General features: G+C 71.6%; 10 protein-coding genes. 2 read left to right on the top strand and 8 right to left on the bottom strand.

The window, feature by feature from the left end:
* Positions 1 to 105 precede the first annotated feature (105 nt).
* Positions 106 to 1191, top strand: coding sequence for an AI-2E family transporter (locus tag I3V78_RS21790; RefSeq protein ID WP_338023701.1), 1086 nt, complete (start codon positions 106 to 108; stop codon positions 1189 to 1191).
* A gap of 85 nt (positions 1192 to 1276) precedes the next feature.
* Here I3V78_RS21790 and I3V78_RS21785 read toward each other — a convergent pair whose 3' ends face one another.
* The 7 genes from I3V78_RS21785 to I3V78_RS21755 form a co-directional block, all read right to left on the bottom strand.
* On the bottom strand, positions 1277 to 4411 hold the full coding sequence (locus I3V78_RS21785; RefSeq protein WP_204490380.1) for an HYR domain-containing protein: 3135 nt from the start codon (positions 4409 to 4411) through the stop codon (positions 1277 to 1279).
* Positions 4412 to 4781: 370 nt separating this feature from the next.
* On the bottom strand, positions 4782 to 5741 hold the full coding sequence (xerD, locus tag I3V78_RS21780) for a site-specific tyrosine recombinase XerD (RefSeq protein WP_204496743.1): 960 nt from the start codon (positions 5739 to 5741) through the stop codon (positions 4782 to 4784).
* 22 nt (positions 5742 to 5763) lie between these two features.
* Positions 5764 to 6378: an L-threonylcarbamoyladenylate synthase gene (locus I3V78_RS21775; protein ID WP_204490379.1), complete on the bottom strand. Its 615-nt coding sequence runs from the start codon at positions 6376 to 6378 to the stop codon at positions 5764 to 5766.
* A 16-nt stretch (positions 6379 to 6394) separates the two neighbouring features.
* A complete protein-coding gene (locus tag I3V78_RS21770) occupies positions 6395 to 7693 on the bottom strand; it encodes a cation:proton antiporter (protein ID WP_204490378.1) in 1299 nt (432 codons plus the stop codon).
* Entirely contained in the window at positions 7690 to 8901 is a 1212-nt protein-coding gene (locus tag I3V78_RS21765) for a cation:proton antiporter (RefSeq protein WP_204490377.1), read from the bottom strand. The genes I3V78_RS21770 and I3V78_RS21765 overlap by 4 nt, the downstream gene beginning before the upstream one ends.
* Before the next feature lie 33 nt (positions 8902 to 8934).
* A complete protein-coding gene (locus tag I3V78_RS21760) occupies positions 8935 to 9273 on the bottom strand; it encodes a hypothetical protein (RefSeq protein ID WP_204490376.1) in 339 nt (112 codons plus the stop codon).
* A 39-nt stretch (positions 9274 to 9312) separates the two neighbouring features.
* Positions 9313 to 9801 carry a general stress protein gene (locus I3V78_RS21755; RefSeq protein WP_204490375.1) on the bottom strand — a complete coding sequence of 163 codons (489 nt, stop codon included), beginning with the start codon at positions 9799 to 9801 and terminating at the stop codon, positions 9313 to 9315.
* Between the two features lie 290 nt (positions 9802 to 10091).
* Here I3V78_RS21755 and I3V78_RS21750 point away from each other — a divergent pair, with 290 nt between their 5' ends.
* Positions 10092 to 10868 carry a TVP38/TMEM64 family protein gene (locus I3V78_RS21750; RefSeq protein WP_338023700.1) on the top strand — a complete coding sequence of 259 codons (777 nt, stop codon included), beginning with the start codon at positions 10092 to 10094 and terminating at the stop codon, positions 10866 to 10868.
* A gap of 3 nt (positions 10869 to 10871) precedes the next feature.
* Here the strand turns inward: I3V78_RS21750 and glnD are convergent, their stop codons facing one another.
* Positions 10872 to 13538, bottom strand: a complete 2667-nt coding sequence (glnD, locus tag I3V78_RS21745) for a [protein-PII] uridylyltransferase (RefSeq protein ID WP_204490373.1) — start codon at positions 13536 to 13538, stop codon at positions 10872 to 10874.
* Between the last annotated feature and the right edge of the window lie 38 nt (positions 13539 to 13576).

The raw sequence follows: 13576 nt of genomic DNA, 5'->3' as shown, positions 1-13576 counted from the left end.
TCGAGCGGGAAACCGAGCGGGCGCGGCGATACGTTTTGCCGCCCCCCTTGGCACGACACACCCTGTGGCGGTGGTGTGCGCGGTCAAGCGCGGGAGGAAGACATCGTGGCGGGAAGCGATTCGTCGATAGGCCAACCTTCGCAGGTCACCCTCAAGACGGCCTTCACGGTGTGCTTCGCCGTGGTGATGGTCGCGGCGTTGGTGGTGCTCGTCATCAAGGCGGAGTTCGCCCTCATCCTCACCGGGCTCGCCGCGCTCATCGCCGTGGCGCTCAACCACCTGGTGGTGTTGCTGATGAGCCGCACGCGCATCCGCCGGGGCCCCGCCATCGCGGTGGTGCTGCTCACGCTGGTGCTGGCCGTGTCCGCCCTGGGCCTCATCGTGGTGCCCGCCGCCGTCACCCAGGGCCAGTCGCTGACCGAGCAGGCCCCCGAGCTGACGGAGAAGATCCGCTCCTCGCGCGCCTTCCAGATGATCGACGCGCGCTTCAACGTCCTGCAGCAGATCAAACGCCAGAGCGACAACCCCTCGGAGCTGGCCTCGGGCACGCTGGCGGTGAGCGCCCTGCACGCCGTGACGGGCGTGTTCAGCCTGCTCGGCGCGTTCGTCACCATCCTCTTCCTCACCGTGTTCATGCTGGCGTTCGGGCCCGGGCTGGTGCAGCGGATGCTGTCCCAGACGCTGCCCGAGCGTCGGCCCCGCTACGAGGGCGTGCTCGACAAGGTGTACAGCGCGACGGGCGGCTACCTGAGCGGCCTGGTGCTCATCTGCACCATCAACACCACGCTCACCTCCACGTGCCTGGCGCTGCTCGGGGTGCCCTTCTTCCTGCCCCTGGGCATCGCCAGCGGCTTCTCCAGCCTGGTGCCCTACGCGGGCCCCATCGTGGCCGGCGGCGTCGTCACGCTCATCACCCTCGCCACGGTGGGCTCCTGGAAGGCGCTGGCCGTCTTCGGCTACTTCCTCATGTACGGCCTGCTCGAGGGCAACGTGCTCGCGCCGCTCATCTTCCGGCGCACCGTGCACGTCAACCCCCTGCTCACCCTGTTCGCGGTCGTCTTCTTCGGGGAGCTGGCCGGCATCATCGGCGCGGTGCTCGCGGTGCCGCTCATGGCCACCGCGCAGATCATCGTGCGCGAGCTGCTGCTCATCCGCCGCGAGAAGCTGGGCGACCGCGTGCCCGTGCCCTGACACGCGACGCGGGGCCCGGGAGCGGTGTGCTCCCGGGCCCCGCTGTCCTCGGGTGTCACTCAGGCCACGCGGGCCTGGGGGACGGCTACTTCTTGCACGTGGGGCTGCCGATGGCCGTGCCGCTCGGGCACCCGGCGCCGAGGCAGAAGCGGGTGCCGCTGTCGACCGCCGCCTGGAGCGGGTTGTTGGGCACGCTGACCTGGCAGGTGCTCTGCGTGGTCGCGCCGGACTTGCTCGTCACCGCGTAGTGCACCGTGTAGACGCGGCCGTTGCTGCGCTGATCATTGCCGTTGCCGTTGGCGCGCTCGACCCGCAGCTTCACGGACGAGGCGTTCAGCTCGGCCATGTCGTAGCAGGTGCGCAGGCCGTCGCGCTCCTCGTCGACCTCGTCCTCGTCGGAGGACACCCAGAGGATGCGGCCGTAGGTGTCCAGGGGCAGCGGGTTGCCGCACGCGTCGGTGGCGTTGGCGGCGCAGCTGGACAGGGACACGTTGGCGTAGCGCGAGTTGGGCGACCAGAGCACCAGGCCCTTGCTGGCGCCAGGGATGGGCGCGCCGCCGCCGTCGCCGTCACCCCCGGCCCCCTGCGTCACGTCCACCGAGAAGGCGCACGAGGAGGTGTTGCCGGCGGGATCCCGCGCGGTGCAGGTGACGGGCGTGGAGCCCACGGGGAAGTTGGAGCCGGAGGCGCGCGAGCAGGTGACGGTGGCCCCGCCGCAGGTGTCCGTGGCCGAGGTGGTGAAGGAGACCTGGGTGCCACCGGCCGCGCAGGTGCTCGCCCGCACCGGCGCGGTGGGGCACGAGAGCGTGGGCGGCGTGATGTCACCGCGCACCTTCACGTTGAACTGGCAGGAGTTGGTGTTGCCGGACTTGTCCTGGGCGGTGCAGGTGACGTTCGTGTCGCCCACGGGGAAGTTGGCGCCCGAGGGGTGCGAGCAGCTGACGGTGGCCCCGCCGCAGTTGTCCACGGACGTGGGCGTGTAGGAGGCCACGGCGCCCGTGGCCGCGCAGGAGTCGAGCTGCTGCGAGGCGGGGCACTCGAGCGCCGGCTTCGTCGTGTCCACCACGGAGATGGTGCCCACGCACGAGGCGTTGGCCTCGCCATCCCACGCGGTGAGCGTCACCGAGTGGCTGCCCAGGCCGAAGGACACCGAGGGATCCTCGGTCACCACGAGCGGCGAGGGCGCGTTGTCCGGATCATAGCTGCCGTGGTTCACGCTGGAGCGCGCGAGGCACTGGCCGTCCGCCTCCACGGTGACGTCGCGGCAGAGCGCCACGGGCGGCTTGTTGGTGGGCGTGGGGCGGCAGGTGAGATCCTTCGGGGCGGAGGTCGCGTTGTTGTCCTTGCGGCACTCGGTCTCGCGGCCCTTGCCCGCGCCGTCATCGTCCGCCACCACCCACACGTCCGAGGTGCCGGTGAGGGGCGTGGTGACGGAGACGGTGGCGAGCACGCTGCCACCCGCGGGCACGGCGTCCGTCAGGGTGGCCACGCCGAGCAGCGTGCCGCCCGCGGCGGGATTGCCCCGGTAGAAGGACACCTTGAGGCCCGCGGGCACGGGCACCTCGCCCTGGTTGCTCACCCGGGCGCCGAGCACCAGCGCGCCGAAGCCGTCACACGACGTGGTCACCGCGGAGACGGTGAGATCCGCGGCCGGCACGCCCCCGTCCCCGTTGGCCGGGTAGTTGGCCACGTTGGAGCGGAAGAGGTTGAGCGGGGCCGTGTGGCGCCAGTGCGCCGTGGGGCGCGAGGGAATGGTGCCGTCGTCGTTGACGTTCGTCACCGAGTAGGCGTGCTGGTTCCAGATGGGACGGGCGCGCGCCCAGCCCTCCTTCTTGTCATGGAACAGGCGCAGGCCGTTGGTGCCGCCCGGGGGCGCGTGGTTGTTGGTGATGACGAGCAGCTCGGCCGCGCCATCCGCGTCCACGTCCGCCACCACGGGGTACTCGTGCGTGGTGCCCGAGCTGTTGTTGATCTGCCAGCGCACGGTGCCCGTGGCGGCATCGAGGATGCGCAGGTGCAGTTCGTCGCTGTAGATGACCTCCAGCTTGCCGTCGTCCTCGAAGTCGAAGGTGGTGGAGGTGGTGCGGCCCGAGCTGTAGTCCTGGGTGGACAGGGTCCACAACACGCTGCCATCCGACTTGTAGACGGTGTAGTTCCAGTCGGCGGCCAGGCCGATGTCCGGCTTGCCGTCCCCGTCGAAGTCCGCGATGTTGGGCGCGCCGCCGTGGCCCGCCTCGTTCTGCGGATGGCCCGTCACGTGGACGTCCCGGGTCCACAAGAGCGCGCAGTTGTCATCCAACAGGCTCACCTTGCCGTAGCCCGCGACGACCACCTCGCCCGCGGGGTCCGCGTCGAAGTTGGCCACGCCCGCCAGGCCATGGGGGATGAAGGTGTTGGCGCACTTGAGCGTGCCGTCGTGCCGGTAGATGGCCCGGCCGTTGACCACCTCCTGCTTGCCGTCCCCGTCGATGTCCACCGCGAAGGAGACGGGGCCGGTGCCCTGGGCGCCGCCCATGCCGTCCGAGCCCACCCACTTGAGCACGCCGGTGTGGGAGTACACCCGGTTGCCGTCGAGGATCTCCACGGTGCCGTCCCCGTCGAGGTCCGCCAGCGAGGGCCCGCCCCACTCGTTGTAGTCGTTGGCGCCCGGCGCGGTGCGGAACTTGAAGGTGCCGTCGTGCTCGAAGCAGATGACGCCGCGGCCATTCTCGGGCACGCCGCAGATCTCCACCTTGCCATCCCCGTCGATGTCACCGGCGGCGATGCTGGCGGCGGCCTTCACGCGCAGCGTGGGATCCGACACCGCCCACAACTCGTGGCCGTCATTGCCGCTGATGGCGCGCAGCACGCCGTCGGTGGTGTAGTTGCCCCCCGCGTAGGTGCTGAAGATCACGTCCGGGACGCCATCCCCGTTCACGTCCACCACCGAGGGCGTCATCATCACCTGCTTGTGCTCGGCGAGCGTGGGGCTGCCCGTCCAGGCCCACTGCACCTCGGGCTCGAAGTTGCCCACGAAGGGCGCCCGCACCACACAGCGCTCCGCGACCTTGTCCGCGCGCGAGGCCGGGGCCTTGGAGGGGATGACGCCCTCGGCGGGCGAATCCTTGCTCGTGCACCCCCCGTTCGCCACGAGCGTCGCCAGGGCCAGGAAGAACGTCCCACGACCATTGCTTCGTCCTCGTCCTGGAACGAAACCCGGAATGTTGCGTTTGGATTTCATGTCGCGCTCCTTCTCTTTCGGGCTGGGCCCCTGTGCACGGCGGCCGTGACAGCGAAAACCACTGTACCGATAGTCTTTCAATGCGCGCAGTCCGAAAAAGACGCAAAGACAGATATTCAAACACAGTCTCACCAACGGGGATGGTGCTCTCGCAGTTCTGCGCCGCCGGTGGAATTCCCGTCGAAGTCTGTCATTGCATGAACGGGGACCGGGCGGAAAGGACGAGCCGGCCTCCGAGGGCCGACGAGTGTTCACGCGCGCCGCGTTCCGCCCCCGGAGCGGAGGCGAGCGTTGGGGATTGTGTCTGTCTTTGCCCCGGGGGGCGAGGCGTCCGGACACCCGCGCCCGGGCGTGCACCCCACGCCGGCGGCTATGCCCCGCGGGGAGGCTTGCGCGTGGGAGCCCGGCCGCCAATGGCGCCGCCGCCCCGGCCCCGCACGTCGTCCCCGCGCGGGTGGGCATGGTCATACACCGCCCGGAGCCGGGCGCTGTTCACATGCGTATAGATTTGCGTGGTGGCCAGGTCCGCGTGGCCGAGCATGGCCTGCACGGCGCGCAGGTCCGCGCCCCGCTCCACCAGGTGCGTGGCGAACGAGTGCCGCAGCTTGTGCGGGGAGATGGGCTTGAGGATGCCCGCCTTGAGCGCGTAGCGCTTGAGCAGCTTCCAGAAGCCCTGCCGGGTGAAGCCCTCGCCCCGGAGGGTGACGAAGAGCGCCTGGGACTGTCGCTCGCCGAGCAGTGCGGGCCGGGCGCTCTCCAGGTAGGCGCGCACCTTCTCCCCGGCGATGGTGCCCACCGGGACGATGCGCTCCTTGGCGCCCTTGCCCCGGGCCACCAGGTAGCCGGCGCTCAACTGGAGATCGTTCACCCCCAGGCCCACCAGCTCGCTCACGCGCAGCCCCGTGGCGTAGAGCAGCTCCAGCATGGCCTTGTCCCGCTGGCCCGTGGCGTCCTTCTCGTCGGGGGCGGCGAGCAGCTGCTCCACCTCCTCCAGCGTGAGGAAGACGGGCAGCTTCTTCGCCGAGCGCGGGGTGTCCAGGTCCTCGGTGGGATCCTTCTCCACGTACTTCTCCGCCACGAGGAAGCGGTGGAAGCCGCGGATGGCGGCCAGGTGGCGCGCCTGGCTGCGGCGCGACAGCTTCCGGGCCCCGAGCGTCGCCAGGTGGGCGAGGATGTCCTCGGGCGTGACGCGCCGCAGGTCGCCAATGCCCCGGCGCTTGAGGTCCGCGAAGTACACCCCCAGGTCCGCCGCGTAGGCGTCCACCGTCTTGCCCGACAGCCCCCGCTCGGCGCGCATGAATGCGATGAACGCGTCCAGGTAGCCCTCCACTGCCCCTTCCATCCGCCGCTCCTCAGTCCAGCTCGCCCTTGCCCTGGCGCAGCACCTCGAGCTGGTCGCCGATGAGCGACACCACGGTGCTGGCCTCCAACAGCGTCACGCCCGCGTCCAGGATGAGATCCAACCCGTGGCCCAGCGCGTCCTTGATGCTCCGGGCGTCCGTGAGGGGCTCGCCCTCCGCGTCCGTGGCGGACGTGGTGACGAGCGGCCGGCCCAGGCCCGCGGCGATCGCCCGCGCCAGCTCCGAGTCCGGCACCCGGATGCCCACCTGCTTCTGCTTGCTCATCATCACCTCGGGCACCAGGCGCGTGGCCTCGAGGATGAAGGTGAAGGCCCCGGGCGTCAGGCCCTTCATCGTCCGGTAGGCGAAGTTGCTCACGTGCGCGTACTTGGCCACGTCCGACAGGTCCGGGCACAGGAAGGACAGGGGCTTCTTCCGATCGCGCCCCTTGAGCTGGTAGAGCCGCTCGATGCCCTTCTTGGAGCCCAGGTCGCACGCCAGGCCGTAGTAGGTGTCCGTCGGGTAGGCGATGAGCCCCCCGCCCGAGAGCACCTCCACCGCCCGCTGCACGTGGCGGGGCTGGGGGTGCTCGGCATTGACCTCGAGGATGGGGGCCGCTGACGCCATGGTAGGGGGTCTCCGCTTACGCCACGTTCGGGGCGTCGTCCGTATGGGACTCGCCGCTGCGCTGGATGGCCCGCCGGGTGAGCACGGGACCGATGAGTTCGTGGGCGGTGATCATCGCCACGATGAGGACTTCCACCTGGGCCCCGAAGTCCGGGAAGGTCCGGCTCACGAGCGCCGCGAGGCCAAACGTCACGCCCGCCTGGGAGATGAGCCCCATCCACAGGTACTGGCGCAGGCGGGGATCGTCCGGGGGCGCGAAGCGGCGGCACGAGCCGTAGATGGCCACGGCGCGCAGGGCCACGAGCAGCAGCGCCGCCGGGCCCACCGTCACCAGCGCGTCCAGCTTGAGCCCCGCGCCCGCCGCGGCGAAGAACAGCGCGAAGATGGGCAGCCCCGCGCGCTGGATGGCGTGGTGGATGCGCTCGCCCTCGCGCTCGTCCAGGTTGACGATGAGCGCCCCGGCCGCCAGCGACACGAGCAGCGGCGAGAGGTGCAGGCGCGCGCCCGCCTCCGCGGAGGCGAAGCACAGCCCCACGAGGAACAGGGGCAGCTCGCGCTTGACGCGCCGCATGTACAGCAGCATGCACACCGCCAGCACGCACCCCACCACCACCGAGCCGAACAGCTCCCAGCCCACGCCGCCCACCAGTCCGCCCACGTCCAGCCCCCCGCCGAAGCTCGCGCGGGTGATGCCCGCCGCCACGGCGAAGCCCACCATGACCACCAGGTCGCCGATGATGACCAGGGCCATGAGGAATTCGGTGAAGGAGCCCCGGGCGCTCGTCTCCTGCACGATGGCGATGGTGACCGTGGGCGAGAAGGACACCACCACCATGGACACCAGCGCGCTCACCGCGAGCGCCTGCCCCGTCGTCATGGGCGCGAGGAACGGCAGCCACGGCTTGAGCGAGAAGAGCGCCGCGCAGATGACGACGAACGTCACCCCGCACACCAGGCAGCACAGGGTGGCCACCTTCACGCCCACCCGGCGGATGAGCCCCCACTGCAACTCCGTGCCCGCCACCAGCGCGATGAGGCTCACCGCGAGCCCCTTGACCAGCTCCAGCCCCTTGACGCCCGCGCCGGGGATGAAGCCCAGCGCGTAGGGCCCCACCGCCACGCCCACCAGCAGGTAGCCCGTGAGCCGGGGCAGCCCCACGCCCTTGGCCACCTTGCCCGCGAACAGGCCACACAACAGCAGCGCCCCGGCGGCGAGCGCCACCGACGTGCCCGTGTCCACGCGCCACACCTGCGCCCGCGCGATGACCGCGAGCAGCACCAGCAAGAGCAGCAGCCGCAGCAGCACCGCCCTCATGGTGTGCCCTCCCAGCCCCGCCGCCCATGGGACGGCGGCGTGAGCACCCGTTGGAAGGCCCGGTTGCCCAGGAGCTCGTTGATGATCGCCCCCGCCACCACCACGTCGAACACCCGCTGCGACAGGGAGCCCGGCACCAGCACGAGGTACTCGGCCACCAGGCACAGCGCGAGCCCGCCCTGGGGGATGAGCGCGTAGCCCAACCGGGGCGGCAGGGACAGCCGGTGGCCCGCCACCCGCTGGGCGAGCGCCCCCCCCAGGATCTTCCCGAGGAAGCGCAGGCCCAGGTACGCGGGCAGCAGGGCCCACGCCATCAGGTCGCGCGTGTGCACGTGCACGCCCACCAGGAAGATGAGCAGCAGATACGCCGGCCGCTCGAAGCGCCCGAGCACGCGCGCCGCCTGATGCACCGCGCGGCCGCCCACCCAGATGAGCGTGGCCCCACACGCCACGCCCGCCAACAGCGTGGACATCCGCAGGTAGGCCGCCGCCCCCGACACGAGCGCCACCCCGCCGAGCAGCACCGCCATCAGCTCGCCCAGGTCACTCAGCCCGTGCATGAGGAAGGCGAGCAGCGCGCCGCACACCGCGCCCAGGAGCAGCGTGAGCACCACGAGCCCCAAGCCCTCCCACGGCAGCGCCGCGGTCCCGAAGGACAGCGCGATCATCAGCACGCCCAGGCCCACCACGTCGTCCAGCATGGTGAGCAGCGCCACGGACAGGCCCCGGTGCCGCTCCATGCGCCCGGTGCGGTAGCCCAGCACCGCGAAGTGGCCCGAGGACAGGCTCGCCGCCGCGCCCAGCAGCGCCACCGCGCCCACCACCGCGCCGGCCGGCATCCCCGCGGTGAACAGCAACGGCCCCGCCAGGGGGAGCGCCACCCACAGGAAGGCCGTGCCCGAGTGCGCGAGCGCCGCCAGGTAGATTTCCTTCGGCAGCATCCGCAGGAGCCGGGGCTCCAGGTTGAGCCCCACGCTCACCCCGGCCACGCCCAGCCCGAGCGCCAGCAGGGGCTGCATGGCCACCAGATCCTTCGGGGAGAAGATGCGCAGCGCGTCCGGCCCCACCAGCGCCCCCAGGGCGAGGAAGAGCAGACCACTGGCGGCGAGCTGGGCCAGCGCCGCCGAGCGGCCCGGGTCCAACACCCGTCGGTCAGAGGCCAGCAGCGAGAGCGCCGCGATGGCGAGTAGGACGAGCAACGCCTGCACGGCTCGGGTGCTTACACCGCCGGACGCGCGCCGTCACCCCCGCCGATGCAGGGGGGCGCCGATCACCGGCAGGGCCACCAGGCGGCCCATGGGTGGGTCATCCGCGTCCATCTCCAACTGGACCCGGCTCACCAGCCGCTCCACCTCCTCGGCGGAGCCCGTGTCCAGCACACTCAAGAAAATCAGCCGGTCCTCGTCCGCGCCCAGCACGAGTCCGCGCAGGCCGGCGAAGACGGGCACCTCGGCCGACAGCGTGGCCTCGGCACTCCGGGCCCGAACGACCAGCGGCTCGGGAATTCCAAACTCCCGCAGCCGCCGGATGGCGCGTTCAGGCTGGTCCACATGGTCCAGTAGCGTGATCAGGAGGTACACGGCCCGGATGTCTACCCGGTCCCCCCTCCCACGTCACGCTTACTCCGTGCGGCCCGTGTCGGGCGTGCCCGGCTCGGGCGTGGCGGCGGCCGGGGCCTGCTCCTCGGTGCTCGCCGCGGGCGTGGCGGGCGCGGCGGCCGCGGTGGCGGCACCACCCTGCTGCTGGGCCTCCATGGCCGCGCGGGCCGCGCGCTTGCCCTCCTCGATGAGCTTCTTCACCTTCTGCCCACCCTTGCGGCCAATCTCCTCGTAGAAGTTCGGCCCGCGGGTCGCCTTCACCCGATCGCCGCCCTTCTTGCCGATCTCCTCGTAGAACTTGGCGCCGCGCTCGGCCTTCACGGTCTCGCCGCCCTTGCGGCCGATCTCCTCGTAGAACGAGCGGCCGCGCTCGGCCTTCACCGTCGCGCCGCCCTTGCGGCCGATGGTCTCGTAGAACTCGCGGCCGCGCTCGTTGCGCACCGTCTCGCCACCCTTACGCCCCGCCTCAGCCACGGTCATGCTGCCCTTGTTGTCTTTGTCCTGTTGCATGTCGGTCTCCTCCTGCGTTCTCCCCGTCCCCACGAGGGTGCTCCTTGCTTGAAACCTTGGGACGGAGGCGCCCCGATGCAAGCAAGCTCTGTACTCCGGCAACCGTTCACACCCCCTGAAACACCCCCAAAACCCCAATGATTCCGGGAGGTTGGGACAAAATGCTGTCCGTGCGTGCGAGACTACGGCCTGCCCGCCCGGATGCTTCATTGTTCACAACACACCAGGTCGCGTTGCCGATTCCCGATAGATGTCGCACTTTTCCCGGCGATCACGGCGGGGAGGTAGGCGTGGCGGACGGTGGGCAGGGTCGGGGCAAGGTCTGGCTCAAGGTGTTGGCGCCGGTGCTGCTGTCGGTCCTGGGACTGACCACGCTGCGCCTGCTCGGTCCCGATGTGGTCAACCAGGAAGAGCTGCGCGCATTCCTCAAGCCGCTCGGCCCCTGGGCTCCCGCCTTCTTCGTGCTCGCCCTGGCCCTGCGGCCCCTCGTGCTGCTGCCGGGCCAGCTCTTCACCGCCGTGGGCGGCATGGTCTTCGGCGGCCCCGCGGCGTCGCTCTATTGCCTGATTGGCAGCTTCCTCTCCTCGGCGCTCCTCTTCCTGCTGGCCCGCCGACTGGGCACGCGCTTGATGCGCCGCCTGGCGGGCCCGCGCTACCCGGCCATCACCCGCGCGGCGCGCAAGCACGGCTTCAAGTTCGCCCTGCTCACCTGTATCAATCCGCTCTTGCCCACCGACGTGATGATCATCGCCGCGGCGGCCTCCGGGGCGCGCTTCTGGCCGGTGGTGCTCGGCGTGCTCATCGGCACCGTCCCCGGCACCCTGCTCACCGCCTCGTTCGGCAGCGGGCTCGCCCAGGGCCGCACCTGGACGACGGTGGCCTCGGGCGTGGGCATGGTGATTTCGCTCGTGCTGGGCGCGGTGCTCGGCCGCCGCATCTTCCAGGAGATCAACCAGGCGCCCGAAGACGAAGGGGAACCCGCCCCGGCGCCCGTGCCGCCCCGCGTGGCGGTGACCCCGGTGCCCGTGCTCTCGGCCGTCCAGGACACGCCGCCGCCCGCGCCGTGAGCCTCAGCGTGACGCGAGCGCGTCCACCGCCTCGGTGAGCGTGGCCACGAGCGCCGCCTGCTCCGCGGGCGCCTCCAGCCGCGCGCCCGCCTGGGTGACGTAGAACGAGTCCATGGCGCGGTGGGCCTCGGTGGACACCTTGGCCAGGGCGATGCTCGCGCCCGAGCGGGTGAGCGCCGAGGCCAGGGCATGCAACAGGCCCACCTGATCCAACGCCACCACGTCCACCACGGTGAAGTCGCGCGAGGCGCGGTTGTCCAGGGTGATGCGCGGGGACACGGGCGGCAGGTGCCGCTTGGGCAGCGCGCCCGGACGGCGGCGGTTCATCAGCGCCTCCAGGGTCAGGTCGCCCCGGAGCACCCGCAGGAGATCCGCCCGGGCCTGGCGCCAGCGCGGGCGATCCAGGCGCGGCCCCTGGGGCGGACGCACGTCGAAGACATCCAGGGCGAGCCCATCCGCCGTGGAGACGATGCGCGCGGAGAGGATGTCGATGCGGTGCACGGACAGCACCCCGGCGAGCAGCGCGAGCAGACCGGGCCTGTCCGGGGCCGCGAGGGTGAGCTCGCTCGAGCCCGCGTCCGGGTGGTGGCGCAGGGCGGCGGCCAGGGGCTGACGCCGGGCCCGGGCCAGGAGCCGTCCGTGGAGCACGGCGCGCGCGGGATCCGTGCCCAGGAAGTAGCGCTCGGGCATCACCTCCGCGAGCTCCCGCGCCCGGGCCTCACCGGACACCTGGGCCCATCGGGCGTGGAAGCGCTCGCGCACTTGGCGCCCTCCCATGGGCTCGCGGCCGAGCAGGTGGGCGCGGGTCTTGTCATACAGCTCGCGCAGGAGCTGCGCCTTCCACGCCGTCCACATGCGCGGCCCCACCGAGCTGATGTCCGCCCAGGTGAGCAGGTAGAGGCAGGTGAGCTTCTCCACGTCCCCCACCCGCCGGGCGAAGTCCGCGATGAGCGCGGGATCACTCAGGTCGCGCCGCTGCGCGGTGTGGCTCATCGTCAGGTGCTCCAGGACGAGGAACTCGGCCACCTCGCGCTGCCGCGCGGTCAGGCCCAGCCGCTCGCCGAGCGCCACCATGAGCACCCGGCCCTTCTCCGAGTGATCGCCCCCCATGCCCTTGCCCGCGTCGTGCAGGAGCATGCCGAGGTAGAGCGGGAAGGGATCCGTCAGCTCGCGCATCTCGCGGGACAGCTCCGGCTCGGTCTCCACGAGCTCTCCGGCGCGCAGCGTGTAGAGTCGGCGCAGGGCGAACAGCGTGTGCACGTCCACGGTGTACACATGGTACAGGTCGTGTTGGTGGTGCGCGGTGACGCGGCCGAACTCGGGCACCACCGCACCGAGCAGGCCCAGATCATGCAGCTCGAAGAGGCGCTCGCCCCGGGTGCCGGGCCGGGCGAAGAAGGCGCGGAAGGCGGCGAGCACGGCGGGCGTGGCGCGCGCGGCCTCGAGCGCGGGCACGGCCAGGGAGGCCTGGACGCGGGCCTCGGAGTGCAAGGGCAGGCCGTGCTCCTCGGCGGTGCGCATGAAGTCGAGCAGCGTGGCGGGCTCGCGGGTGAAGCGGCCCGGGTCCGCCAGGGTGAGCTTGCCGTGGAGGGCCTGGAACGGCCCGAGCGGCTGCTCGGAGAAGCGGGTCGAGCGGCGCGCGGCGCTCAACTCCTCGCACCGGATGATGAGCGCGTCCACGGCCTGGCGGATGGCGCTCGCGGCGAGGTAGTCGTCGCGCATGAAGGCCTCCACGGGCAGCACGGGGCCCTCGGGGTAGCCGAGGAAGCGCGCCACCTCCTCCTGGAGATCGAACGTGAGCCGGTCCTCCTTGCGCCCGCGCAGGAAGTGCAGGTGGTGGCGGATGCGCAGGAGGAAATCGCGCGCGGCCTTGAGCCGGGCCACCTCGGCGGCGGGCAGGAGCGACTGCTGGAGCAGTCCGGTGAGACCCCGGGCATGGAAGCGCACCCGGGCGATCCACAGCGCGGTCTCTAGATCGCGCAGACCCCCCTCCCCTTGCTTGATGTTGGGCTCGAGCAGGAAGACGGAGTCACCGAACTTCTCGCGGCGGGCGCGCAGCTCCCGGGCCTTCTCCTGGATGTACGTGTCGGCCTGGTGCGAGAGCAGATCCGGCAGCACGTCGCGGTTGAAGACATCACAGGCGGTGGCGTCCCCGGCGACGAAGCGCGCATCGAGCAGCGCGGTGCGGATGGTCTGGTCCTCGTCGGCGGCGCGCAGACACTCCTCGGGCGAGCGGGTGCTCCAGCCCACGGCGCACTTGATGTCCCACAGGAGCGTGGAGAAGGCCTGGGCGAGCGGCGCGGCGGCGGCCTCGGGGACGGACCAGGGCCTGAGCAGGAGCAGATCCAGGTCCGAGTGAGGGGACAGCTCCCGGCGGCCATAGGAGCCCAGGGCGGCGAGCGCGAGGCCCGGGGGCGCCTGAAGCTCGGCGGACAGCTCGGTGAAGAGGCCCTGGACGAGCGCGTCGGTGGCGGCGGCGAGCAGACGGCTGGTGGAGAGGCCCGCGGCGCCGCCCCGGTGGAAGGCCTCGGCATGGGCGCGGGCCTCGCGCAGGAACTCCCGGGCCCGGGTCCGCCGGGTCTCGGGCCCGCCCGGGGTGAACACGGGCAGCGAGCCGAGGGTTTCACGGTGGGTCGCCGGCGGCGGCGGCGGGACGGGCGGAAGGCTCATGGCCCCGCGACCATGTCCCAGGAACGGCGAGGCCCCAA

Source organism: Archangium primigenium (assembly GCF_016904885.1).
Taxonomy (GTDB): Bacteria; Myxococcota; Myxococcia; order Myxococcales; family Myxococcaceae; genus Cystobacter; species Cystobacter primigenius.
The sequence above is the reverse complement of the archived record's forward strand: the minus strand, read 5'-3'. Positions and strand labels throughout refer to the sequence as shown.

Coding starts and splice junctions, on each gene's coding strand:
- glnD (WP_204490373.1), bottom strand. CDS start 13,538: ATGAGCCTTCCGCCCGTCCCGCCGCCGCCGCCGGCGACCCACCGTGAA.
- I3V78_RS21770 (WP_204490378.1), bottom strand. CDS start 7,693: ATGAGGGCGGTGCTGCTGCGGCTGCTGCTCTTGCTGGTGCTGCTCGCG.
- I3V78_RS21785 (WP_204490380.1), bottom strand. CDS start 4,411: ATGAAATCCAAACGCAACATTCCGGGTTTCGTTCCAGGACGAGGACGA.
- I3V78_RS21755 (WP_204490375.1), bottom strand. CDS start 9,801: ATGCAACAGGACAAAGACAACAAGGGCAGCATGACCGTGGCTGAGGCG.
- I3V78_RS21775 (WP_204490379.1), bottom strand. CDS start 6,378: ATGGCGTCAGCGGCCCCCATCCTCGAGGTCAATGCCGAGCACCCCCAG.